Annotated in this window: 21 protein-coding genes, 2 tRNA genes and 1 riboswitch; of the genes, 13 read left to right on the top strand and 10 right to left on the bottom strand. The window is 57.2% G+C overall.

The genetic code is table 11. The annotated features are described in order from the left end of the window. Positions 1-3 precede the first annotated feature (3 nt). Entirely contained in the window at positions 4-1,905 is a 1,902-nt protein-coding gene (locus QNI81_RS06515; protein ID WP_283967748.1) for a TonB-dependent receptor plug domain-containing protein, read from the bottom strand. A gap of 158 nt (positions 1,906-2,063) precedes the next feature. Then, positions 2,064-2,277: riboswitch (cobalamin riboswitch) on the bottom strand. A gap of 182 nt (positions 2,278-2,459) precedes the next feature. Beyond that, positions 2,460-2,544, bottom strand: a tRNA-Leu gene (locus QNI81_RS06510). Between the two features lie 192 nt (positions 2,545-2,736). Here QNI81_RS06510 and QNI81_RS06505 point away from each other — a divergent pair. Together QNI81_RS06505 and QNI81_RS06500 are read left to right on the top strand one after the other, a co-directional pair. Then, positions 2,737-2,810, top strand: a tRNA-Gly gene (locus QNI81_RS06505). An 86-nt stretch (positions 2,811-2,896) separates the two neighbouring features. After that, positions 2,897-3,370, top strand: coding sequence for an acyl-CoA thioesterase (locus QNI81_RS06500; RefSeq protein ID WP_009176870.1), 474 nt, complete (start codon positions 2,897-2,899; stop codon positions 3,368-3,370). A gap of 30 nt (positions 3,371-3,400) precedes the next feature. Here the strand turns inward: QNI81_RS06500 and pgl are convergent, their stop codons facing one another. Both pgl and QNI81_RS06490 read right to left on the bottom strand, forming a co-directional pair. Further along, the gene (pgl, locus tag QNI81_RS06495) at positions 3,401-4,072 is read right to left on the bottom strand and encodes a 6-phosphogluconolactonase (protein ID WP_065321851.1); all 672 of its coding nucleotides are present in this window, start codon (positions 4,070-4,072) and stop codon (positions 3,401-3,403) included. A 101-nt stretch (positions 4,073-4,173) separates the two neighbouring features. Then, a complete protein-coding gene (locus QNI81_RS06490; protein ID WP_005615669.1) occupies positions 4,174-4,443 on the bottom strand; it encodes an usg protein in 270 nt (89 codons plus the stop codon). Positions 4,444-4,634: 191 nt separating this feature from the next. On the opposite strand from QNI81_RS06490, the gene gyrA reads away from it, so the two are divergent. Both gyrA and QNI81_RS06480 read left to right on the top strand, forming a co-directional pair. After that, positions 4,635-7,373: a DNA gyrase subunit A gene (gyrA, locus tag QNI81_RS06485; RefSeq protein ID WP_283967747.1), complete on the top strand. Its 2,739-nt coding sequence runs from the start codon at positions 4,635-4,637 to the stop codon at positions 7,371-7,373. A 130-nt stretch (positions 7,374-7,503) separates the two neighbouring features. Next, positions 7,504-7,854 (top strand): DUF6614 family protein, encoded by a 351-nt coding sequence (locus tag QNI81_RS06480; protein ID WP_005615674.1) that lies wholly within the window; start codon positions 7,504-7,506, stop codon positions 7,852-7,854. A 60-nt stretch (positions 7,855-7,914) separates the two neighbouring features. Here the strand turns inward: QNI81_RS06480 and QNI81_RS06475 are convergent, their stop codons facing one another. The 3 genes from QNI81_RS06475 to QNI81_RS06465 all read right to left on the bottom strand — a co-directional run bounded on the left by QNI81_RS06475 (position 7,915) and on the right by QNI81_RS06465 (position 11,347). Continuing rightward, positions 7,915-9,384 (bottom strand): carboxypeptidase M32, encoded by a 1,470-nt coding sequence (locus QNI81_RS06475; protein WP_283967746.1) that lies wholly within the window; start codon positions 9,382-9,384, stop codon positions 7,915-7,917. A gap of 4 nt (positions 9,385-9,388) precedes the next feature. Further along, positions 9,389-10,534, bottom strand: coding sequence for a heme A synthase (ctaA, locus tag QNI81_RS06470; RefSeq protein ID WP_168594553.1), 1,146 nt, complete (start codon positions 10,532-10,534; stop codon positions 9,389-9,391). A 63-nt stretch (positions 10,535-10,597) separates the two neighbouring features. Next, complete coding sequence (locus QNI81_RS06465) at positions 10,598-11,347, bottom strand: RNA methyltransferase (protein ID WP_283967745.1); 750 nt, start codon at positions 11,345-11,347, stop codon at positions 10,598-10,600. Positions 11,348-11,503: 156 nt separating this feature from the next. Between QNI81_RS06465 and QNI81_RS06460 the strand changes: the two genes are divergently transcribed. From QNI81_RS06460 to QNI81_RS06445, 4 genes are all read left to right on the top strand, one after another. Further along, a complete protein-coding gene (locus QNI81_RS06460) occupies positions 11,504-12,136 on the top strand; it encodes a thiamine phosphate synthase (RefSeq protein ID WP_283967744.1) in 633 nt (210 codons plus the stop codon). Positions 12,137-12,304: 168 nt separating this feature from the next. Continuing rightward, positions 12,305-13,213 (top strand): PfkB family carbohydrate kinase, encoded by a 909-nt coding sequence (locus tag QNI81_RS06455; RefSeq protein WP_065324079.1) that lies wholly within the window; start codon positions 12,305-12,307, stop codon positions 13,211-13,213. Further along, positions 13,210-14,118 (top strand): pseudouridine-5'-phosphate glycosidase, encoded by a 909-nt coding sequence (locus QNI81_RS06450; RefSeq protein ID WP_283967743.1) that lies wholly within the window; start codon positions 13,210-13,212, stop codon positions 14,116-14,118. The genes QNI81_RS06455 and QNI81_RS06450 overlap by 4 nt, the downstream gene beginning before the upstream one ends. An 86-nt stretch (positions 14,119-14,204) precedes the next feature. Beyond that, positions 14,205-14,909, top strand: coding sequence for a DUF502 domain-containing protein (locus QNI81_RS06445; RefSeq protein WP_065329386.1), 705 nt, complete (start codon positions 14,205-14,207; stop codon positions 14,907-14,909). 1 nt (position 14,910) lies between these two features. On the opposite strand, the gene QNI81_RS06440 is transcribed toward QNI81_RS06445, so the two are convergent. Both QNI81_RS06440 and QNI81_RS06435 read right to left on the bottom strand, forming a co-directional pair. Beyond that, on the bottom strand, positions 14,911-15,939 hold the full coding sequence (locus tag QNI81_RS06440; RefSeq protein ID WP_283967742.1) for a patatin-like phospholipase family protein: 1,029 nt from the start codon (positions 15,937-15,939) through the stop codon (positions 14,911-14,913). An 83-nt stretch (positions 15,940-16,022) separates the two neighbouring features. Further along, positions 16,023-16,796: a 3-hydroxybutyrate dehydrogenase gene (locus tag QNI81_RS06435; RefSeq protein WP_114963779.1), complete on the bottom strand. Its 774-nt coding sequence runs from the start codon at positions 16,794-16,796 to the stop codon at positions 16,023-16,025. Between the two features lie 337 nt (positions 16,797-17,133). Between QNI81_RS06435 and QNI81_RS06430 the strand changes: the two genes are divergently transcribed. Both QNI81_RS06430 and QNI81_RS06425 read left to right on the top strand, forming a co-directional pair. Further along, positions 17,134-18,960 carry an extracellular solute-binding protein gene (locus QNI81_RS06430; RefSeq protein ID WP_283967741.1) on the top strand — a complete coding sequence of 609 codons (1,827 nt, stop codon included), beginning with the start codon at positions 17,134-17,136 and terminating at the stop codon, positions 18,958-18,960. Positions 18,961-19,194: 234 nt separating this feature from the next. Next, entirely contained in the window at positions 19,195-19,419 is a 225-nt protein-coding gene (locus tag QNI81_RS06425; protein WP_005611535.1) for a hypothetical protein, read from the top strand. Between the two features lie 19 nt (positions 19,420-19,438). Here QNI81_RS06425 and QNI81_RS06420 read toward each other — a convergent pair whose 3' ends face one another. Then, a complete protein-coding gene (locus tag QNI81_RS06420) occupies positions 19,439-20,068 on the bottom strand; it encodes a helix-turn-helix domain-containing protein (protein ID WP_283967740.1) in 630 nt (209 codons plus the stop codon). 78 nt (positions 20,069-20,146) lie between these two features. Here QNI81_RS06420 and QNI81_RS06415 point away from each other — a divergent pair, with 78 nt between their 5' ends. The 3 genes from QNI81_RS06415 (at position 20,147) to QNI81_RS06405 (ending at position 23,776) form a co-directional block, all read left to right on the top strand. After that, positions 20,147-21,655 (top strand): class I adenylate-forming enzyme family protein, encoded by a 1,509-nt coding sequence (locus QNI81_RS06415; RefSeq protein ID WP_283967739.1) that lies wholly within the window; start codon positions 20,147-20,149, stop codon positions 21,653-21,655. A gap of 3 nt (positions 21,656-21,658) precedes the next feature. Further along, positions 21,659-22,360: a DsbA family oxidoreductase gene (locus QNI81_RS06410; RefSeq protein WP_283967738.1), complete on the top strand. Its 702-nt coding sequence runs from the start codon at positions 21,659-21,661 to the stop codon at positions 22,358-22,360. 192 nt (positions 22,361-22,552) lie between these two features. Next, positions 22,553-23,776 (top strand): multidrug effflux MFS transporter, encoded by a 1,224-nt coding sequence (locus QNI81_RS06405; RefSeq protein ID WP_283967737.1) that lies wholly within the window; start codon positions 22,553-22,555, stop codon positions 23,774-23,776. Positions 23,777-23,850 lie beyond the last annotated feature (74 nt).

The following is a 23,850-nucleotide window of genomic DNA, read 5'->3' as shown; positions in this document are numbered from 1 at the left end:
GGATCAGAACGATGCCTTGAGGCCGATGTAGGCAGCCCGGCCACGCTTTGCGTAGCCCCAGACATCGGAATAGTCCTCGTCAAAGAGATTGGTGATTCGTCCGGTCAAGGTCACATTCTCCGTCAGCTCATACTGGGCTGCCAGGTCGACAGTGGTGTAGGCGTCCATCTCCACCGTTGCGTAGCTGCCCCAGTATTGGGTGTCGTAGTTCCCGGCCACGTGACGCAGGTCTGCCGTGATCAAACCACGCCCACCGAAGGTTTGCACGATCGCGCTCAAAAGAACCTCGTGTTCGGGGCGACGGACTTCCACCGATCCATTCGGGTTCGTCGCATCGAGATAGGTATAGGCCAGACGCAGATCGATCACATCCGTGGCTTCCAGTTCCGCGCTCACCTCTACGCCCTGACGGTCGCTGTCGCCTGCCTGATTGCGGTAGGAAAAGATGCTGGCGCTGGTCACCGGATCGGTGCCTACAAAATACCTCTCGATCTCGTTTGTGAGCGTTTCGTTGAAATAGGTCACATCGATCACGCCACGGCCCTGCAGCACCGGCACTTCGACACCGATGTCAAAGCTGCGGTTCTCCTCCGGCTTCAGGTTCGGATTGCCCTGATAGACCGAGGTGCCGTAATCTGCGTTGGCATAAAGTTCAAAATAGGATGGGTTGACGATCCCGGTTCCGGCAGAAGCGTGCAACCGCACGCCTGAGGCAAAGGTATAGGACGCACTAGCGGTCCAGGTGGTGGCATCATCAAAGACCTTGTTGTCGTCAAACCGCGCCCCAAGCTGGATGTCCAGCCCGTTGCCGAAGCTGCCGCGATACTCCCGCGCCACGGAATTTGACTCACGGTTATAGGCGGGATTGGAGCTGCTCGTGTCTTCTTCCCATTCCAGCATCGCGTTCAGCAGATGGCTCGCATCGACAACCTGGCCGCCGTCAATCGCATAGCTCAGGAGATATTTCGCGGCCGTGGTCTGGGTCTCGGTCGGGGTTCCACCATTGTAGGACTGGTCGTAATCGGTGCGTTCATAGGAAAGACGATGCTTCATCCGGCCACCGAGCATTTCGTATTCGGCAAAGACTTGTCCCAGCCGCTCGTCGCGCTCGCTGTATGGGGCGGCTTCGTCGACGACATAGGAAGCGGCGTCAGTCGCGCTCCAGGACGTGCTGTCGTTGTCGTATTCCTCATCGGCTTTGCGGAAGGTGAACCCGAGCTTCAGCTCAGGGGTGACGAGATAGTCGCCGGAAAGTTGCAGCGTGCTGCGGCGGATGCCATCCTCTTCGCCGCCATCGCCGGAGATATCGTAGCCGTCATCCTGGTCATGGGCGAGACTGAGGGAAAGGCCACCGCGGTCGGTGCGCGTGGAGGCTCGAGCCGAAGCCCGCCATCCATCTGCGCCGAGTTCCAGACTGCCGCCGTACTCCTGGCCGATATTGCCCTTCTTGGTAATGATGTTGATTACCCCGGAAGAGGCGTTGGAGCCATAAAACACTGACTGTGGCCCGCGCAGCACCTCGATCCGTTCGATATTGGCAGTATCGAGCCCGGTAAGGATGTATTCCCCGTCGCCACCTGTTGCTTCGATGCCGTCGATCAGGATCAGCGTATGGTTGCCCTCGCCACCGCGTATACGGACCTGGGTAAAGCTGTCCCCGGAACCATTTACTGCGAGACCGGGAATGGAGCGAAGTGCGTTTTGCACGGATGTAATGCCGCGTTCCTCGATGTCCCGCGCGGTCAGGACGCTGGCCGAACGGCCGTACCGTTGCAGTTCCATCGGGGTAAATCCTCCGGACACGATAATTGGCTGAAGGTCGATCACAGGATTGTCCTGTGCTTTGGCGTTCCCGGCTGCAACAACCGCGCAGATCGCAAAGAAAGAGGTAGCTGTCGTTCTCATTGTCCCAAAACCCTTATGACCTGCGCATACAGGTCAACGCGCCGCATGTATGCGGCTTCTTTGTCTATCTTGAGTTCGAGGAAACGCAGAGGCTCCCGCAAACGGTGAAAATACCACCGCATCGGAACATCCGAAGTCCTTGGCACGCCCCGCGCCCGGACTGGGTGATTGTTCGGGCAGGTCTCCTGACTCGCGGGTCGAGGCTTTGTCGCGCCTTCCCGCCCCTCTGGGGCAGTGGTCTGTTGCGACATCGCTCTCCGCTTACAGTTGCGGGGGCAGTCACGGATTTGGTGCCTGTTGGCTACACCACACCGTGTTCCCTTTTAACCGGGTGAAGACTTCTCCAGCCGGACCAGAACGTTGGGCAATAAGCAGGATGCACCCAACCCTGTCAAGTTTCCAGAAGGCGCATTAAGGAATTTGTAAGGACGCCGAGCACCAAGTGCGCGCTCCCCCTTCTTGCCGCAGAAAATCGAGCGACAAAAGTCTGCAACCACTTCGGCGCATACTTTCGCAGGTCCCATATAGGCGAGGTTTTTGGTCTTAAGGGAGTTTGGTGCGGGTGAAGGGACTTGAACCCCCACGCCTTGCGGCGCCAGAACCTAAATCTGGTGCGTCTACCAATTCCGCCACACCCGCAGTGAGAGCGTATTTGTCAGCCTCGCCCGAGAATGTAAAGTGCTTTTGCGCGGATCATGCCACTCATCGGGCGTGCAAACCGATCCCCCCTCAGTGATCATAGTATTCCTCTGAATAAAGGCAGAAAAATTGCTCTGGCTTTGCTCAAAACGCTTGCCGTTGTTCTGCAGACAGTGATACTGAGCGCATGTCGCGGGTGTAGCTCAATGGTAGAGCAGCAGCTTCCCAAGCTGACGACGAGGGTTCGATTCCCTTCACCCGCTCCACTCCGCTAAATTTCACATGATCGCTGCGTCGCATTGGTGCCGAAATGGGTTGCGCCTTTGTATGGTTCTCCGTAGTCCCCTATCTTATGGAACCACGCTTTCTCACACCGCTCACCGCCGATGAACAACTTGCCCAAGGGTTGCCCGCAGCCGTGCCCATGGCCATGGCGGATCGTGTTCGTTTCTCTGAAATCGACATTCTTCAGCATGTGAACAACAAGGCCTACCTCGACTGGTTCGAGGCGTTGCGGGTGAACTACTACAACAGCCATTTCCGCCATCATTTCAACGGTGATGAACCGCGTCACGTGGTCCGCAATGCCGATATCCATTATGTGCGTGAGATGGTTCTGGGGGAAACTTACGTGACCACCGCACGGGTGCTGTCCTTCAGACGGACCTCGTATATTCTGGAGCAGCAAATCTGGTCTGGAGATTTGCGCGCCAGCATGGTCGGTGTAATGGTGTTCAGATCTGCAGACGGTAGCGCAGGCTACCCGATCCCGGAAAGCCTGCGACAGCAGTTTGTCACATTGGATGGGGCAACAGAGGCAAGCTGATCGCCTCCGCGCGCCTTGGTGCGGCGTGACTTATTCCGCCCAGTGAACCTGACATTCTGACAAAACAGCCTGAATAGGTGCCTCTTCCGGTGGCAGGCTCTGTGCGCGCTCGAGTGCCTCGCGTTTCTCTGCCCCAAAGATCACCAGATGTTTCGCCATTGCCGCATCCAGAACATGCGCCGAGAGCGTGATACGCGCCTCGGGTTGGCTATCTGGGCGCATCACAGCGACTTCCGGCGCATCAGCAGCTAGGGCGTGCTCAAGCCCGGCGACGCCGGGAAACAGCGAGGCGGTGTGCATATCCGTCCCCATGCCCAAGAGCGCAACCGCAAGACCACCCTGCCCGCGCACTTTTTCCGATAGGCTTTCGATGGCGTCATCCGGCTCCAGCCCGTCTGTATAAAACGGCAGGAATTGCGCCTCAGCCGCGCGATTGGTCAACAACCGGCTGCGGATCAGCTTGGCGTTGGAGCGATCGCTGTCTTCGGGCACCCAGCGCTCGTCCGAGGCCATGACGCAGACATTGCCCCAATCCAATTCAGCCGCGCAAAGGTCATCAAAAATCGGACCCGGCGTGGTGCCACCCGCAACGGCGATTGCCGCGCGCCCATTGCGCAGCAGATGATTTTTCAGATCCCCGGCAATACGATTGGCCACCGAGATCGAGAGCATCTCTCTATCCGGATATTCGTTGAAATTCATGACACTGCTCCTGAATTCTGAGGTGACATCATTGCTGATGTGACATTCTGAACAAAACAGTGTCATAGCTCAACCCGAAGGCCAAGTGCCGCCATGCCGGCTCAGTTGATATAGAATTCGCCCACCACGTTACGCCATTCCCCGCTCGACATCATTTTACGATGCGAAAAGCGGACATGATGCAGCGGACCTTCGATTTCCTGTTTCCAGAAATCTATGAAGGAAAACAGTCGCGGATGATCCGGTGCCAGATCATAATCCTGCCAGACAAACGTGTTGAGGACATGTGTATAGTCAGGCATGTGATAAGTGAATTCAGCCGTGGTCAGGCCGTAACCTTTGAGCATCAGTTCCGTTTCAGATGGTTCCATTTACATCCTCCGAAAAAGGGTTGATGTAACCAGCCTACGGAAGACAGGTAAATTTTCATATAAATCATATTGTTAGCAGATAAGCGCCATTGCTGCTAAGGTTTGCGGGGCTGCTTGCTTGCACGGTATATGCGCGGTCTGATATGGTGACCCCACAACATATAGATCCAAAAGAGAAGCGGGCAGCCAACGTGAGCGATACGCCGGAAACTCCTGAAAACCCTGATGAAAACCTGCCAGCGCGCCCGTCTTATGATGGTCCGACGGTTTCCATCGAATCCGAGATGCGCAATTCGTACCTCGATTATGCGATGTCGGTTATTGTCAGCCGTGCCATTCCCGACCTTCGGGATGGTCTGAAGCCGGTGCACCGCCGGATTCTCTATGCCATGCATGAGACCGGCAACAGCCACGACAAGGCCTACCGCAAGTCGGCCCGTCCCGTCGGCGACGTGATGGGTAAATACCACCCCCACGGTGACAGTGCGATCTACGATGCCTTGGTGCGGATGGCGCAGGATTTCTCCATGTCGCTGCCGCTTCTGGATGGTCAGGGCAACTTCGGCTCTATGGACGGCGATAACCCTGCCGCCATGCGCTATACCGAAGTTCGAATGGATAAGCCCGCAGCCTTCATGCTCGCGGATATCGAAAAAGAAACGGTTGATTTCCAGGACAACTACGACGGCAAGGACAAGGAACCCACTGTTCTTCCGGCACGTTTTCCAAACATGCTGGTCAATGGTGCCGGTGGTATTGCGGTCGGTATGGCCACCAATATCCCGCCGCACAACCTTGGCGAAGTGGTGGATGCAACCCTTGCCCTGATTGAAGACCCGGATCTGACGTCTGAGCAACTGATTGATTATGTGCCGGGTCCCGATTTTCCGACCGGTGGCGTGATGCTGGGCCGTTCTGGCGCGCGCAAGGCCTATCTTGAGGGTCGCGGCAGCGTTATCATTCGCGCGAAGACCCGTGTCGAAGAGATTAGGAAAGACCGCTACGCTATTGTTGTTGATGAGATTCCTTATCAGGTCAACAAGGCGTCCATGATCGAAAAGATCGCGGAACAAGTGCGCGAAAAACGCATCGAAGGCGTCTCTCATGTGCAGGACGAATCTGACCGCAATGGCGTGCGTGTTGTTGTCGAACTGAAGCGCGATGCCACCGCCGAGGTCGTGCTGAACCAGCTTTATCGTTTCACGCCGATGCAAACGTCCTTCGGCTGCAACATGCTGGCGCTGAACGGTGGCCGTCCTGAACAGCTGACCTTGCGCAAATTCCTCACGTCTTTCATAGACTTCCGCGAAGATGTTGTGGCGCGACGCACCGCCTACAATCTGCGCAAGGCGCGCGAGCGCAGCCACATCCTATGTGGTTTGGCGGTTGCCGTTTCCAACGTTGACGAGGTGGTCGCCACCATTCGCTCCTCTGCGGATGCTGCCGAAGCCCGTCAAAAGCTGATGACACGCCGCTGGCCAGCCTCGGACATCGCAGGCTATATTCGCCTGATCGATGATCCGACCCATACGATGAACGACGACGGTACCTATAACCTGTCGGAAGTTCAGGCCCGCGCGATCCTTGAGCTGCGGTTGCAGCGCCTCACCCAACTGGGCGTCAAAGAGGTCACCGATGAGCTTGAAGAACTGGCAGCTAAGATCAAGGAATACCTTGAAATCCTGTCCTCTCGTGAGCGCATCATGGGGATCATCGCCGATGAGCTGACCGAGGTCAGAAACAGCTTTGCCGTGCCCCGTCGCACCGAGATTGTCGACTGGTCCGGTGACATGGACGACGAGGATCTGATCGAGCGCGAGGACATGGTGGTGACCGTGACCTCTGGTGGTTATATCAAACGCACCCCGCTAGCAGATTTCCGCGCCCAGAAACGCGGTGGCAAGGGGCTGTCGGGCATGCAGACCAAGGAAGAGGACGTGGTCACCACGCTCTTCGTGGCCAATACCCACACGCAGCTTCTGTTCTTCACCACGGATGGAATGGTCTACAAGCTCAAGACCTGGCGCCTGCCGCAGGGTGGCCGGACCTCCAAGGGCAAGGCGATCGTCAATATCCTGCCGATCCCCACGGGGGTGTCCATCGCCGCCATCATGCCGGTGGATCGCGCCGAGGAAGAGTGGAACGATCTGCAGATCATGTTCGCCACATCTGCAGGAACTGTGCGCCGTAACCGTCTGTCGGACTTCACGAATGTCATGCGCAACGGCAAGATCGCGATGAAGTTTGAGGACGATAACGAGGGCACCAAGCTGATCAATGCGCGCATCTGTTCCGAAGATGACGACATCATGCTGGTGACCAATACCGGGCGCGCGATCCGCTTCCCAACAACCGAGGTGCGGGTGTTCAACTCTCGCAATTCCGTTGGTGTGCGCGGGATCAAGCTTGGCGATGGTGACGAGGTTGTCTCCATGTCGGTGATCCGCCACTCCAAGTACACGCCCGAGCAGCGGACGGCTTACCTCAAGATGCGCCGCGCCATGGCGGGTCTCACGGATGAGGATGCCTCTGACGAGGATGCGGTCGAAGATCCGAACTTCTCCACCGAGCTCTTTGCAGAGATGTCTGCGGCGGAAAACCTGATCCTTACCATCACTGCAGGCGGGTCCGGTAAGCTCTCGTCCAGTCACGATTACCCTGTGCGCGGGCGTGGTGGAATGGGTGTCACCGCGATGGACAAAGCGATGCGTGGTGGCGCATTGGTGGCCTCCTTCCCGGTGGAGCTGGATGACCAGATCATGCTCGCAACATCTAAGGGTCAGTCGATCCGTGTGCCGGTCGATGGCATCTCATTCCGGTCTCGTTCTGCGGGCGGCGTGCGGATCTTCAACACCGGTAAGGGTGAAGAGGTCGTCTCGGTCGCTTGGATTGCGGACAACGGTGACGACGAAGAAACTGTGGAAGAATAATCTCTTACCGCTAAAATCTCGCGAAAACGCCGCTCCAGATTTGGGGCGGCGTTTTTCGTTTACGCTTCGCTCATGTTTTGGGCGCAAACTTGACCGTGATTTCCGCGTATTGAGTCGGGAGAAGCGGCGCATGAATCTCTACCATTGTCAGATTGACCTCCAACACGAAGCTAAGGCTTTGGCCTTTGCCAGCGCTGTGGAGCAATGGATGGAATATCTGAAAGGTCGCGGCGCGATCACCGGTTGGCGCCTGCTCCGGCGCAAGCTGAACCTTGCAAACGATACCTGCAAGGATTTCCTGCTGGAGATTGAGTTTGAGAATATGACTCAGCTTGATCAAGCGTTTCGTATTCTGGGTGAACACGACGAGGAGGTTGCGCGCCTCTATGCCAATGTCAACGCACTGATTGCGCGGTCCGATTTTGGACTGTACCGACCGTTCCCCGATCCCGAACGCGCCGAGCGAATGGCCCTCATCTGATCTGAAAAAGCCCGGGACATAGGCCCGGGCTTTTTCTCAGATTTGGCCTGCAAGCACCTGTTACAGATTGTAAATCTCGGAGAACTTCGCCTCAAGATAGGTCATCAGCGGCTGATGCATCGGCGCGGAGCCTGCGGCATGGGTGATGGTGTCACGCGGTTCGCGCAATCCGCCAAACTGTTGCAGGTTTTCCCGCAACCACCCGGTCGCAGCAGAGGTATCACCTTCGGCAAGCTGCGCATCCAGATCAGCTACATCACGACGCAGCGCCTCATGCAGGCAGCCAGCATAGACATTGCCCAGCGAATAAGTCGGGAAATACCCAAACAGGCCAACGGACCAATGCACGTCCTGCAAACAGCCATTTGAAGGCTTGTCGACCGGGTAACCAAAGTCCGCGAGGAAACGGTCGTTCCACGCAGCTTCAAGATCCTGAACTTCCAGATCTCCCAGCATCAGCGCACGCTCCAGATCGAAACGCAGCATGATATGCAGGTTGTACTGAAGCTCGTCGGCCTCTGTACGGATGTAGCCATTCTGCACCCGGTTCACCGCCGCATAGAACGCCTCTTCCGAAGAAACACCAATGTCGCCAAAGGCTTCTTTCATTTCCTTGAACAACCAGCTGGTGAAGGCGCGGCTGCGCCCGATCTGGTTTTCATAGATCCGGCTCTGGCTTTCATGCACGCCCATGGACACACCACGCCCCAGCGACGTCAGCAGATGCACGCGGTCGATGTTCTGTTCATAGGCCCCGTGCCCGACCTCATGAATGGTGGAGTAGATGCAGTTGAACGGATCAAGCGGATTGGTCCGCGTGGTGATCCGCACATCCAGACCGCTGCCGGAACTGAACGGGTGCACCGCCTTGTCAACGCGGCCATGGCTCATATCGTAGCCAAAGGTCTTGGCGACCTTGCGCGCCAGTTTCATCTGCGCGTTCTCGTCAAAGGTGCCCGCCAGACCGGCCGGGGTTGGCTGCTCCAGTACACGCGCACGCAGATCCACCAGTCCAGGACGCATGGCATCAAAGATTTCCGCGATTTCAGAGGAGGTTGTGCCCTGCTCGTAATCTGCGACCATTGCGTCGTAGAGGTTGCCACCGGCGGCCAGCGCCTGACCTTCTTGCCGCTTCAGCGCTACGACCTCTTCGAGGACCGGCAGGAATGCTGCGACATCCTCATCCGCACGCGCCTGCGCCCATTTTCCTTGCGCCTCAGACGTCACGCGGGCGATCTTGCTTGCCAGCTCACCGGGCACCTTAACGGCCCGCTCATAGGCACGGCGAATTTCACGCAACTGCGCAGCGCCGATGTCGTCCGGTGCCTTGGCGGCCTCCAACCAGTCCGCAACCCGCGGGTCTGATCGGCGCGCATGCAGCACCGCCTCGATTGCGGCCATTTCCTCACCGCGCTGGGGGGCAGCTCCGCGTGGCATCATGGTTTCCTGATCCCAGCCAAGACGGCCCGCGATTTGCCCAAGCGCCTGTGTTTCGCGTTCAAAAGCAATCAGTTCGTCAAAAGAACTCATGTTTCTAATGTCCTTTGATAGAAGTCGTAACAGGATAGGCGGCCAAGAAGCGTGCCCGCAAGATCAACACCCAGACCAGAACAGCCACAACTTGGTGAACGATGGCAATTTCCACGGGAGCCGCAGTCAATACGGTTACAATGCCGATAACGATCTGCAGGCTCAAGGCCGCAAACACCGCGTTGAAGGCGAACCGTGTCGCTGGGTTTGCACTTCGACGCCCGCGCAGCCAGACCACTATGGCGAATGCAAACAAGAGATAGCCAGAAACCCGGTGAATAAACTGAACTAACCCCGGATTTTCAAAGAAGTTTTTCCAGATGGGTTCAATCATAAACGGACGCGGCGGCAGGATCTGTCCACCCATCAAGGGCCAGTCGGTATAGGATCGGCCCGCATCAATGCCAGCCACCAACGCGCCCAGCAGGATCTGCAGGAAAGCAAAATGCAACAGTCCGGTGCTCATCCCGAAGATCTTCGTTTCTTTCAAGCGCCGCGCCTGCATCAGGTCGCGCTCTTCACGGCCAAGCATGAACATAAACCACGCCAAATAACCGAGGATCACAAAAGCCAAGCCAAGATGCGTCGCCAACCGGTAGGAGGCAACAGCGGTCATACCTTCGCCAAGCGTCACGCCAGACGACACCATCCACCAGCCGATCGCGCCCTGAACGCCGCCGAGAATACCGGGCAGCAGCAACCGCCCTGTCCATCCAGTGGGAATGCTGCGCGTAACCAAAAAGCCCAGGAAGCCAACCGCCCAGATCAGGCCCATGACGCGGCCCAGCTGCCTGTGCCCCCATTCCCACCAGTATATTTGTTTAAAATCAGATAATTCCATCCACTTGTTCAACAGGTGATACTGGTCGATTTGTTGGTATTTCTCGAACTCTGCCTGCCAGTCGGCCTCACTCATCGGAGGGATCGCTCCGGTCACAGGCCGCCACTCTGTAATCGACAGACCGGAATCCGTCAGGCGCGTCAGCCCGCCAACGGCGATCATCGCCACCACCAGCGCAAACAGCACAGCAAGCCAGACGCGGATTGCACCGCGCGCGCCGCGGCGTTTGCGATCAATACCGCCGGGGGTCGGTGTGGGCTGTTGTTTGCTGTCGGAGGAAACTTCCTCAAAAATCGTGCGATTGCTCATCTTGGCCTCACATCTTCATCTGGCGGGACGCTAGGGTCTGAGGGGGAAAAGGTCCAGACAGAGTTAGTCTGACCCGTGTTGCTTCCAACGGACCATCTGTCGCATCACGCCATGCAACATCTGTACATCCGCACGCGTGAGGCGCATCCGGCTCCAGAGGTTACGGAAAACCGTCTTCATGCCCGGCGCCTTTTCCGGTGGGAAGAAGTAACCCGCCTCCGTCAGACGCTCCTCGTAATGTGTGACCAGCGCTTCAATCTCTTGACCCGTAGCCCAGTCGGATTTGCCGATCTCGAAGGTCTCATCCGGGACCTGTTCTTCCTGACGTCGCCACTCATACGCAGTGAGCAGGACGCATTGCGCAAGGTTCAAAGACGCAAACTCCGGGTTGACCGGCACGGTGATGATGGCGTTGGCCTTGGCGATGTCATCATTTTCCAGCCCCGCACGCTCAGGACCAAAGAGAACGGCGACCTTCTCACCCTGCCCCAACAGCTCTGCGGCTTTCTTCATCGCACCTTCGGGGCTGAAGACGGGTTTGGTCAATTCGCGTGGCCGGGCCGTGGTGGCAAAAACATAGGTGCAGTCTGTCAAGGCCTCGGGCAGATCCTGTGCCAGTTGCGCCTCATCCAGCAACCGCCCTGCACCGGAGGCCATGGCGACCGCCTTCTGGTTCGGCCAGCCATCCCGGGGCGCGACAATTCGCATCCGGTCGAGGCCGAAGTTCCACATGGCACGCGCGGCCCCGCCAATGTTTTCGCCCATCTGCGGGCGGACAAGCACAAAGTGAGGTTGAGGGCGGTCTGTGGGCATCTGCGAACTCCGGAAAAATCGGCTCTGCCTTACTGTCTGCGCCGGGTTGGGGCAAGCCTTCGCCACTGGAAAACCCGCATCAACCCCCTTCAAATCCTTGCGTTGCGCGTGAATTCGGGTAAATACCCGCCAATCATGCCAACAGGAGCCCTGACAATGGACAGCGCAGAGCAGACACCGGAGCAGCCGCAGATTTACCTGGTCACGCCGCCGAGCTTTGAGCTGGGGCAGTTTCCAGGGCAGCTCGCGCGGGTGCTGGATGAGATCGAGGTCGCCTGTGTGCGTCTGGATCTGGTGAGCCGCGATGAGGACACGTTGAGCCGCGCTGCCGATGCGCTGCGCGAGGTGACCCATGCGCGCGACATCGCACTTGTGATCTCTGACCATCAGATCCTTGCAGAGCGGCTGGGGCTGGATGGGGTGCACCTGTCGGATTCGTCGAAATCGGTGCGCAGCGCGCGCAAGGCGCTGGGAACAGAGGCCATCGTCGGCTGTTTCTGCGGTGCCTCCCGACATGAGGGCATCACCGCCGGTGAAGCTGGCGCGGATTACGTCTGTTTTGGTCCGGTTGGAACCTCCGGTCTGGGCGATGGTGCGATCGCTGAGGCGGAGCTGTTCCAGTGGTGGTCCGAAATGATCGAAGTCCCCGTTGTGGCCGAAGGCGGGCTCACCACCGAGGTTGTGCGCAATATCTCTCCGATCACCGACTTCTTTGCTGTTGGAGAAGAGATCTGGCGGGAGGATGATCCTGTCGCCGCTATGAAAGCGCTTCAGGTAGCCATGAGCTGATCTCCCTCAAGAGCGATCCAAAGTAAGGGGTAAGCCCCCTTATGACCAGGCTCGGCCCTGCGCCGAGCTATTTTTTGTGCATCCCGTCAAATGGTTCTGATATGAAGGCGATTGTTCCCGCTTGCGAATGTGCTTGCGGGGGGCGTTGAAAGGCGGCATGAGATCCATATGACTGAAAGCGCTGATTTTTCCAAACCTGATATCCTTTGCGTCGGCTCTGTCCTGTGGGACATAATCGGGCGAAGCACTATGGAGATGCAGCGCGGCTCTGACATGCCCGGTCGCATCACGCGCCTGCCCGGTGGCGTTGCCATGAACATCGCCATGACGCTTGCACGATTCGGGATGAAACCCGCCGTTCTGAGTGCCATTGGTCGCGATCCCGAAGGTGACGAACTGGTCACGGCCTGCGGTCATCTTGGCCTGATCACCGACTATCTCTACCGCTCCGAGGATCTGCCGACCGACCGTTATATGGCAGTTGAGGGGGCGAATGGCCTGATCGCGGCCATTGCGGATGCGCATTCGCTTGAGGCCGCTGGAGACAAGATCCTGCGCCCGCTGGTTGAGGGGCCTCTGGGCACCTCCGCGCAGCCCTTTGTTGGACCGATCGCGCTGGATGGAAACCTGAAGCTCGCGCTCCTTGATGACATCGCAACCCATCCGGCATTTGATGGCGCGGATTTGCGCGTGGCTCCGGCCTCACCGGGCAAGGCCGAGCGTCTGCGTCCGTTCCTGACCCACCAGCGAGGCACCCTCTATGTGAACTTAGAGGAAGCGGGCCTCTTGTGTCAGGACACCTTCACCGACAGTGAAACCGCAGCCCATGCGCTCCTGTCACGCGGTGCCGCCCGCGTTTTGGTCACCGATGGTGGACAATCCGCCACCGAAGCTGACGCCAGCGGTGCACGCACCCAAGTTCCGCCACGCGTAACCGTCGCCCGGGTCACCGGCGCTGGCGATACGTTCATGGCAGCCCATATCGCTGCAGAAGCGCGGGGAGAAGATCGCGACAGTGCGCTCGCCTCTGCCCTTCATGCCGCTGCAACCTATGTATCCGGAGAACCACCCCTGTGATCGACATCACCTATTCCGCCGAAGTCGAAGCTGCCCGCGCTGAGGGCAAACCCATTGTTGCGCTTGAGAGCACCATCATCACCCATGGTATGCCTTACCCGCAGAACGTCGAAGTGGCGGCGCAGGTAGAAGCAGATATCCGCGCCGCTGGCGCAGTTCCCGCTACCATGGCAGTGATCAAGGGCACGTTGCATGTGGGGCTTGAGGCCGACACATTGCAATCGCTGGGTCAGGCCGAAGGTGTGGCAAAGATCTCGCGCGCAGATTTCGCCGCCTGCATGGCGTCGGGTGGCACCGGAGCCACCACCGTAGCCGCCACCATGATTGCTGCGCGCCTTGCGGGGATTTCCGTCTTTGCAACTGGCGGTATCGGTGGTGTTCATAAAGGTGCGGAAACCAGCTTTGACATCTCTGCCGATCTTCTGGAGCTGGCTCAAACCGCAGTGACCGTTGTCGCAGCTGGTGCCAAGGCGATCCTCGATGTGCCCAAGACACTGGAAGTTCTGGAAACCCAAGGGGTTCCTGTGATCGCTTACGGTCAGGACAGCTTCCCTGCGTTCTGGTCGGCGACCTCTGATCTGAGCGCGCCGCTGCGCATTGACAGCGCCGCCGATATTGCCCGCGCCCATTTCCTGCGTGGTGCGTTGGAGCTTCCCGGTGGTCAGCTGGTGGCAAACCCGATCCCTGCAGAAGAGCAAATTCCTGCAGAGGATCTGGCCCCCATCATTGCACAGGCGCAAAGCGAGGCGGATGCGCAAGGTGTAACGGGCAAGGATGTGACCCCCTTCCTGCTGCAGCGCATTTTTGAGCTGACCGAAGGTCGCTCTCTTGAGGCCAATATCGCTCTCGTGCGCAACAACGCCCGCCTTGCCGCAGAGATTGCAAAAGAATTGGCCAGACTTTGAGACAATCGCAACAGGCCGCATGTGAAAGCATTGTAGCTAGGGGCAACAATCCCTAACTTGCATGCGAGCCAATCAGACAGCAGAATATGAACACGCCATTTGACGAGACCCCGCCTCCGCCACGCCGTCCCGGGCTCTTTGCCCGGCTGCGGTCTTCCTTCCTGACGGGCATTGTTGTCATTGCACCGGTTGGATTGACCATTTGGCTATTGTGGTCGGTGATGGGCTGGGTCGATGGTGTGGTCTTGCCCCTCGTGCCTCATACCTTCCAGCCCGAGCAATATATCGGCATCAATCTGCGCGGCGTCGGGCTGATCATCTTTCTGCTGTTCACCATCGTTGTGGGCTGGATTGCCAAAGGCATCATCGGCCGGTCTTTGATTGGCTATGCCGAACAGCTTGTGGATCGCATGCCCGTCGTGCGTTCCATCTATTCTGGCATCAAACAGATCTCTGAAACGGTTTTCGCACAAAGTGAACGCAGCTTCGAAAAAGCCTGTCTGATCCAGTACCCGCGTCGTGGCATCTGGGCGATTGGCTTTATCTCGACCACGGCAAAAGGCGAGATCGTCAAACGCGCTGAGACCAGTGGACGGTTGATCAGCGTGTTTGTTCCGACAACACCAAACCCGACATCGGGCTTTCTGCTCTACTTTCCCGAAGAAGATGTGGTTGAGCTGGACATGACCGTCGAGGATGCAGCAAAGCTGGTGATTTCTGCAGGCCTTGTCTATCCGAACGGCAAAGACCCGGTGGAGATCGCAAACGCCAAAGCCGCAAAGGATCAGTAGATCAGCCGAACATTTCGACAAGATCGACGGTCTGGCGCTGTCCTAGGTCATCAGAGTGTTGGTTCAGGAACCCATCCGCGGCCTCTCTGCCCGCGTCCTTCAGCATGTGCAGGATCTGCGGGATCGGGATGAGTTTTGTCGTGACCGACAGCCGCGTCATCAGATCATCATCGGCAATCATATGAACCAGAACTCGTTTCATACGCCCTCGTTCCATGGTTCCGTCTGCGATCAACCTCTGAACAAAGGAGATCGCGCGCAACTCTCGTAGCAAGGAAGAGTTGAAGCTGATCTCATTCACTCGGTTCTGGATGTCATGGGCGGTTTTGGGAACTTCTTCACGCACCAATGGGTTGATATTCACCACCACGAGATCGTCAGGCAGTTGGTCTTGAAACAGCGGAAAAAGCGCAGGGTTGCCGGTGTACCCCCCGTCCCAGTAGGCCTCTGACTGACCTGTAGCAGGGTTTTCAATCTCGATCGCCTGAAACAGGTTGGGAAGACAAGCAGAGGCCAAAATCGCGTCGGTCGAGATTTCTGTTCCGGAAAACACCCGCACTTTGCCGGTTTGTACGGATGTTGCGCAGATATAGAGATCAGGCCCCGCATCTGCGCAAACCGCACCGAAGTCGAACTGCTCGACCACCGGTCGCAGCGGGTTGCGGTAAAACGGGCCGTAGGAGTAAGGCGAAACAGCCTGGCTGATGGCCTCCATTGGTGAGAATGGCGCCATCACCTTGAGCGCGTTGAGCAACGGGCCCGCGTCAAAGCCAGCTATCCAATTGGCCATGCGCATATCGCCCACGGCCCCCATGCGCGCCCACAGCCGATCCAGCGCGGCCTTGGCGCCGGCGCGCCCATCTCTGGCCATGCCCGCCTTGAAGGCTGCTCCATTGAGCGCCCCGGCCGAGGTCCCGGTTATGGCGGCAATCTCAATGTCCGGATCTTCCAATATCCGATCAAGAACACCCCACGTAAACGCGCCATGTGCGCCGCCGCCTTGCAGAGCCAGATTGATGCGTTTGACCATGTGCCGTCCTGTTATCTGCGGTATAATTCACCAGTACCTGCCGGAACATACGCCCCGGCAGCGGCAGGTGAAATTTTGTCAGTTCAAAGCGCGGTCCAGCCGCCATCAACACTGATGGTGGTGCCGGTGATCTGCTTTGCGGCGTCAGAGCACAAGAAGTTCACCGTACCGCCCAGCTGCTCAACCGTTGCAAATTCGCGCGAAGGTTGGCGTTCGAGCATCACTTTCTTGATCACATCCTCGCGGCTCATGTTGTATTTCTCCATGGTGTCAGGGATTTGCGCCTCGACCAATGGGGTGAGAACATAGCCCGGACACACCGCATTGCAGGTGATCGGCTCCTCTGCGGTTTCCAGCGCCACGGTCTTGGTCATGCCGACGATCCCGTGCTTGGCGGCCACATAGGCGGATTTATAGGGCGAGGCCGTGAGGCCGTGTGCAGAGGCGATATTCACCACCCTGCCCCACCCGGCTGCGCGCATCTTTGGCAAAGCGGCTGCGGTAGTGTGAAAGGCAGAGGTCAGGTTGATCGCGATGATCGCGTCCCATTTCTCAGTCGGGAAGGTGTCAATCGGCTCGACATGCTGGATGCCTGCGTTATTGACCAGAATATCGCACTGCCCGGCGTTTTCGATCAACGCACGGCATTGATCGGCCTTGGACATGTCAGCCTGAATGTAGCGGGCCTCGACACCGAACTCCTTGGCGATCTCGGCAGCAATGGCGTGGTCTTCGTCGCGATCTGTAAAGGAGTTCAAAACGACATTGGCACCAGCTTTGGCCAACTCCCGAGCGACACCCAAACCGATTCCGGAGTTGGACCCGGTGACGACGGCGGTTTTACCTTTGACGGACATGAGCATTCCTCTGCGATATCGTACGTGAAATTTACGACAGCTTTGCATGCTGCAAGCGCAAAATAAACGCCTCATCGCTGGGAAAATATCTCAGCAGGCCTCAACCACTCGGTTTTTTGTTCAAATGAAGCTGTGCCCGTAAAAAAGAAAAAAACGCCGGCACGAAGCCGGCGTTCAGTTATTGAGGCAGGTTTCATACAGGCAAGAAACCTATCGAGCAGTGAGTCTGTTATAAGCAATTTCCGGCCTCGGTCCAAGCTAAAAGTTTGAACTCCCCTCAAGGCCCGGATAGCTTCGGGGCTTATGAAAATAAGGGCAGCGCAGGATTGTTCTCAAAATGAGACCATTATTTTTCTCATCTATCCGGTCGACAATGACCGGAATCGCACTTCTGGCGAGTGCGACTCTCGCATCCGCAGAATCAGCCCATGGTATTGCCATGTATGGCGATCCGGCTCTGCCGCGTGGGTTTAAATCGCTTCCTTATGTAAATCCGGATGCACCTAAAGGCGGTACGGTCGTTTTTGGAAATTTGGGCGGATTTGACTCGCTCAATCCATTTACACAAAAAGGCAATCCGCCGTGGCAAATGCGGTTTTGGGGTTACGAGAGTTTGATGGGGCGGTCTTATGACGAGCCGTTTTCACTCTACGGGTTGCTCGCCGAATCGATTGAAACGCCCGAAGATCGCTCTTGGGTCGAATTCACGCTGCGCGAAGAAGCGCGATTCTCTGACGGAAGCCCGGTGACAGTCGAGGACGTCATTTGGTCCTATGAAACCCTCGGCACCAAGGGCAACCTGCGGTATCGCGGGTTCTGGACCAAGGTGGATAAGATCGAGAAAACCGGCCCGCGCAGTGTCCGCCTCACCTTTAATGTCGAAGACCGCGAGCTTGCGTTGATCGCAGGATTGCGACCGATCTTGAAAAAAGCACAGTGGGAAGGGCGCGACTTTGCGGATGCGGCACCAGATGAGGCCCCTCTGGGCAGCGCACCTTATGTGGTGAGTGATTTTGAGATGGGTCGATCGATCACATTCACCCGCAACCAAGACTACTGGGGCAAAGATCTGCCGCTACGCCAAGGCACAAATAACTTTGACGAAATGCGGTTGGAGTTCTTTGGCGACCAGACGGTGCTGTTTGAGGCCTTCAAGGCGGGCGAGTTGTCTGCTGTGCGTGAATTCAATGCCGCCAAGTGGAGTAGCGACTATAACTTTGCGCGGGTGCAAAATGGCGCGGTCATCAAGACCGAAATTCCAAATCAGAAACCCTCCGGCATGACAGGTTTGGTAATGAACACCCGACGCGCCCCGCTTGATGACTGGCGTGTGCGTCAGGCGTTGATTGAGGCCTTCAACTACGAATTCATCAATGACACGCTGACCGGTGGGCGCTTGCCGCGCATCACCTCGTATTTCTCCAACTCTTACCTGTCGATGCAGCCCGGCGCCGCCACTGGACGGGTGGCCGCGCTGTTGGATCCTTACAAAGATGAACTGCTTCCCGGCACTTTGGAGGGGTATGAGCTGCCCGTCAGTGACGGCAGCGAGCGCAACCGCGCCAATCTGCGTCGCGCCCGTGGGCTCCTGCAGGATGCGGGATGGACTGTCGATGAGGGCGTGCTTCAAAACGCCGAGGGCGAACCGATGCATCTGAAGGTCCTGCTCCAGCACGGCAATCTTGGTGAAGCCGAGATGCAAAAGGCCGTCGATATCTATGCCAATGCGCTCTCGCGCCTCGGGATCACGATGACCGCCGATCTGGTTGACAGTGCCCAATATGTCGAGCGGCAGAATGCCTATGAATTTGACCTGACCTTCTTTCGCCGCTCACTGTCGCTGAGTCCCGGCAATGAACAGATGCTGTATTGGGGCAGCGACGGTGCGGATCTGCCCGGCTCCCGCAACCTGATGGGAATGAACAGCGCCGCCGCTGAGGCCATGATCAAACATATGCTGACGACGAAATCGTCGGATGAGTTTATCGCGGCGACTCGCGCTTTGGACCGGGTGTTGACCGCTGGGCGCTATGTGATCCCCATCTGGCAATATGCCAAGAGCCGGATCGCGCATGACTCGCAGCTTCGCTACCCGATGCGCATTCCGATTTATGGAGATGGCGAATACTACATGCCTGAAGTCTGGTGGCAGGCCTCAGAATAACCATCAAACCGGCCCACTGGGCCGGTTTTTTTACGCGACATAAAGAACTTACCGCGTACTCGGCCTCGAAAATTTGACCTCAAAACACCTGTTCTCGCAGACCGGCCCGATATCTTTCGGTCAGCATCTCCTCGCCGAATGTTTCAAAACCTTCAAATTTCGCTGACAGGCTTATACTTTCTTGCTAGATTTGCGTCTGTAAGTTCGAATTGTGTCCCAGATGCGAGTGTCCCGATGATGAATTGCACTGAATTCGACCTGGCGCGCAGCCTGCCACGCCTACGACAGCGGTTCCCCGGTCTTGTCGTGGACCAGATGCTCAGCGCCCAGACCCAAGCCGATGACCTGATCCGGGCGCTTGCGGCATCACAAGGTATATCAATGACAGAAGCCCGCGAAGAGATGCGGGATTTTCTTTATCTGGAGAGCCTGAGAGCCGAACTCAGCATGCCCAGCTAGCGCCTCAGGGCGTAACGCGTCAGACCTGAACCAGCGAGGTGACCCAGAGGATGGTTGCATCGTCAGAGCTGACGGAAATCACATTGTGCCCCATCGCACCGTCGTAATAGGCGCTGTCGCCACGCCGCATTTCCACTGGTTCATAAAATTCCGTGTAGAGCTTAACGACACCCGTCAGCACATACATGAACTCTTCGCCATCATGGCGCACCCAGCCATCAAATTCATCCATGGAACGCGCCCGGACCCGTGCGCGATACGGCAACATGTTTTTGCGTGTCAGCCCATCCGCGAGCAACTCATGCTCATAGGTGGCAGTCGCATGTGCGGAACCCTCGCCAACCTTGGTGACGATCATCCGCCCGTTGACCTGATCGCGCTGTGGCGGTGTAAACAGCTGCGGCACTGAAATCTGCAAGCCCACCGCCAGCTTCTTGAGCGCCTCATAAGTGGGCGACATCTGGCCGTTCTCGATCTTGGACAGCGTCGAACGCGCAAGCCCTGCCTGACTGGCGGCATGTTCCAAGGTCCAGTCACGTTGTTTGCGTAGCTCTCGCACCCGCGCCCCCAAATCGAGGGCTTCCGGCGCGCTCTGCTCGCCATTGGCGTGAGCGATGGAGATCAGTTTCTTCGGATCGCGTTCTTGCATGAAAACCCTATAAGTCTGCGACGTGAGCCTTGCAACGCTCACTTGCCCGAATTTATGTCGCAGGTTAGGCATTTCATCATGCTTTCCATTTTTGACAATGGCGGCCCGCCAGCCTGCCCCGTGCCATTTAATCTTGCAGCCTATGTTCTGCAGCATGCTGAGGCACGCGCAGAGCATCCCGCTATCCTGATATCGGGGAACAAGGACGATCAGGTCTGGTCCTATGCGGCGTTTTCTGCCGCCGTGCGCGGTACCGCAACGGGTCTGCTCAATTCTGGTTTTAATACGGGCGATATCTTATTGATGCGGATGGGAAATACGTTTGATTTTCCAATCGTTTTCCTGGCCGCTATCAGCGTTGGGATCATCCCCGTTCCCACGTCTGCGCAACTGACACCCCGAGAGGTCGAACGCATTGCGCGCGACCTCAATCCTGCTGGTGTCGTTTCCGCGCCGGGGATCAGCACGGTTTCACATGATCGCCAGCTATCGCTGCCGGACTTGCAAAAGATGCGCGACTGCCCGGCTGCTGATTTTGTGCACAGTGACCCAAACCAGCTTGCCTATATCGTCTATACTTCGGGCACCGGAGGGACACCGCGAGCGGTTGGACATGCCCATCGCGCAATCTGGGCGCGTCGTATGATGATCAGAGATTGGTACGACCTTCGGCCGCAGGATCGCTTGCTGCACGCTGGTGCTTTCAACTGGACCTTCACACTTGGGACCGGGATCATGGACCCGCTGTCCGTTGGCGCCACGGCAGTTATTCCTGCTGCAGATACAGATCTGGCTGGCTTGCCTGAAATTCTAGCACGCACAGAAGCCTCTATATTTGCCGCTGTGCCCGGTGTTTACCGGAAGATCTTAAAATCAGAGACCCTTCCCAAACTGCCCGCTTTGCGCCATGGGCTTGCCGCAGGTGAGAAGCTCTCAAGCGATATTCGAACACAATGGCAGACCCGCCTTGGCACCGCCATTTACGAGGCGTTTGGAATGTCGGAGTGCTCGACTTTCATTTCGTCCGCGCCCCATCGCCCTTCAGAGCCCCAAAACCTTGGCACACCACAGATCGGGCGCCGGATTGCGATCCTTGGTGAAGACGGCCCTGTTCCCATTGGAACTGAAGGCATCATCGCAATCCACCGTGACGACCCCGGCCTGATGATCGGCTACATCAACGCGTCTGAGGAAACCCGCGCGCGTTATGCCGGCGATTGGTTTTTGACCGGTGATCGCGGGATCATGCAGGAGAGCGGCCAGATCACCTATTGTGGCCGAAACGACGACATGATGAATGCGGGCGGCTATCGCGTGTCCCCCTTGGAAGTCGAAGCCATCTTCGCCAACCATCCCGCGCTTATGCAGTTCGCCGTTGCGGAGGTTGAGGTAAAACCCGGCGTTCGCATCATCGCAGGTTTCTACAAGGGTCGCGACGATGTGACCGAATTGGATCTGCATGCTTTTGCACAGGAGCGGTTGGCAGAGTACAAGCGCCCCAAAACCTACAAACGCCTGGCCGAGTTTCCGACAAACCCAAATGGCAAACTCCTGCGCCGCGCCCTGCCCGATCTGTTTAAGGACTAAACCATGACCCAACCGCTTGCGCATGTAAAACTCGATATCTTGTCCGATCCAATCTGCCCGTGGTGCTATATCGGCAAGACTCATTTGGATCGCGCACTGGCGGATGCGCCCGACCACCCGTTTGTCGTAGAATGGCACCCGTTTCAGCTCAACCCCGACATGCCAGAGGGCGGCATGGATCGGCGGACCTATCTGGAAACGAAATTTGGTGGCAAAGACAATGCGGTAAAGGTCTACGCTCAGATCGCAGACCACGCACGCGAAGCCGGTGTGGAGATCAATTTCGAAGCGATGCAGCGCACGCCAAACACGATCGACGCTCATCGCCTGATCCACTGGGCCGGACTGGAAGCAAAGCAATCCGCAATCGTGGATGCGCTGTTTCAAGCGTATTTTGTCGACGGCAAAGATATCGGCGACACCAATGTGCTCGCGGATCTGGCCGAACACGTTGGGATGGAGCGCGCAGTCGTCGAGAAACTCTTGGAAGGCGATAGTGACATCGAGGAGATTCGCTCTCGCGATGCGCATTCCCGAAAGATGGGCGTAAATTCGGTTCCCACTTTCATCATTGCCAATCAACATGTGGTCCCCGGCGCGCAGCAGCCAGAGCTTTGGGCTCAGGTCATAGCGGATATTCGCTCACAGCTTAGCGAACCAGCGCAGAGTGCCGATAATTCTGAACCAAACGGTTCAACACATTAATAGCACTATCGTTTTTAAGGTTTAGCGGGATGCGCGGACCCGGCGATCTGTTTCGGGCGCACAGGTCTTTGTGCGCGCATTTAACAGTTGAACCACTTTCCGGCCCGAAAGATCCGTGTTAGCGCCATACTTGCCGGTGGTCGAACCCGGAGCAATGTCCGCTCCCGTTCTTGCCTCCGTGAGAGGTTACACATGATTGAAACACGCAAAAAAGCACTGTCGCAGGGCGAATTTATCGCCATGATCGCCATGATGTTCGCAACAATCGCTTTCTCGATTGATGCGATGCTGCCCGCCTTGCCGGATATTGGCGCCACTCTGAGCCCGGATGATGTAAATCAAGCTCAGTTGATTGTTACATCCTTTGTGATGGGTATGGGGCTCGGGACCTTCTTTACCGGCCCATTGTCCGATGCCTTTGGCCGTAAACCGGTGATCTTTGTCGGATGCAGCCTCTATTGCCTCGGCGCGCTCGCCTCCTATTTCAGCCAGTCGCTCGAAACCATTCTCTTTTCGCGCCTCCTGATGGGGCTAGGTGCAGCCGCGCCACGCGTCGTTGCGCTTGCGATTGTTCGCGATCTCTATGTCGGTCGTGACATGGCGCGGATCATGTCGCTTGCGATGATGATCTTCACCTTGGTTCCCGCATTTGCGCCGCTTTTGGGTAGCGGGATTATCGCCATCTCCAGCTGGCGCGGTATCTTTGCCGCTTTTGCTGTGTTCTCGCTGATCACAGTCCTTTGGATGGGGGTGCGCCTAGAAGAACCGCTGAAGAAAGCAAACAGACGTCCGTTCCGCCTGCCGCAACTGATCGGTGCCCTACGAGAGATGGTCAGCCATCCAACCGTGCGTCTATCAATCCTCGCACAGACGTTCTGCATGTCCATGTTGTTCACTGTTATCATTATGGTACAGCCCGTTTATGATGTGGTCTTTGACCGCGGAGAGAGCTTTCCGTTCTGGTTCATGATTGTCGCGCTGATGGCCGGTACCGCGAGCCTGTTGAATGCGTCGCTCGTTGGACGCGTTGGGATGCGGCGCATGGTGACATGGGCTTTGGGCGCGCAGATCGTGATCAGCACAGCAATGTTCGCTCTGACGGGGCTGTCGCTGAGCGATCCAATGAGTTTCTATATTTTTGTGTTCTGGCAGACGAGCGTGTTCTTCATGGTTGGGCTGACACTTGGAAACCTGAACGCAATCGCGATGGAGCCGATGGGTCATATCGCGGGCATGGCCGCATCGGTCATGGGAGCGATCTCAACCGTGGCTGCGGCATTCATCGCCGCTCCGATCGGGTTGTTGTTCGATGGAACCGTTGTACCGATGGTTGGCGGCGTTCTGTGTACTGCGGCTCTCGCCTTTGCGGTAATGGTCTGGATGGGCCGCGTTGAGGCGATGACAGCCCCCGCATAAAAAATAAAAGCCCCTCGCTGTCGGAACCTGCGAGGGGCTTTTTATATTTTTCACAATACGTTGCGTGACATTTA

It is taken from the genome of Tritonibacter sp. AK171 (genome assembly GCF_030127025.1).
GTDB classification, from domain to species: Bacteria; Pseudomonadota; Alphaproteobacteria; order Rhodobacterales; family Rhodobacteraceae; genus Epibacterium; species Epibacterium mobile.
Note: the sequence above shows the minus strand (reverse complement) of the source record. Positions and strands in the feature narration are given on the sequence as shown.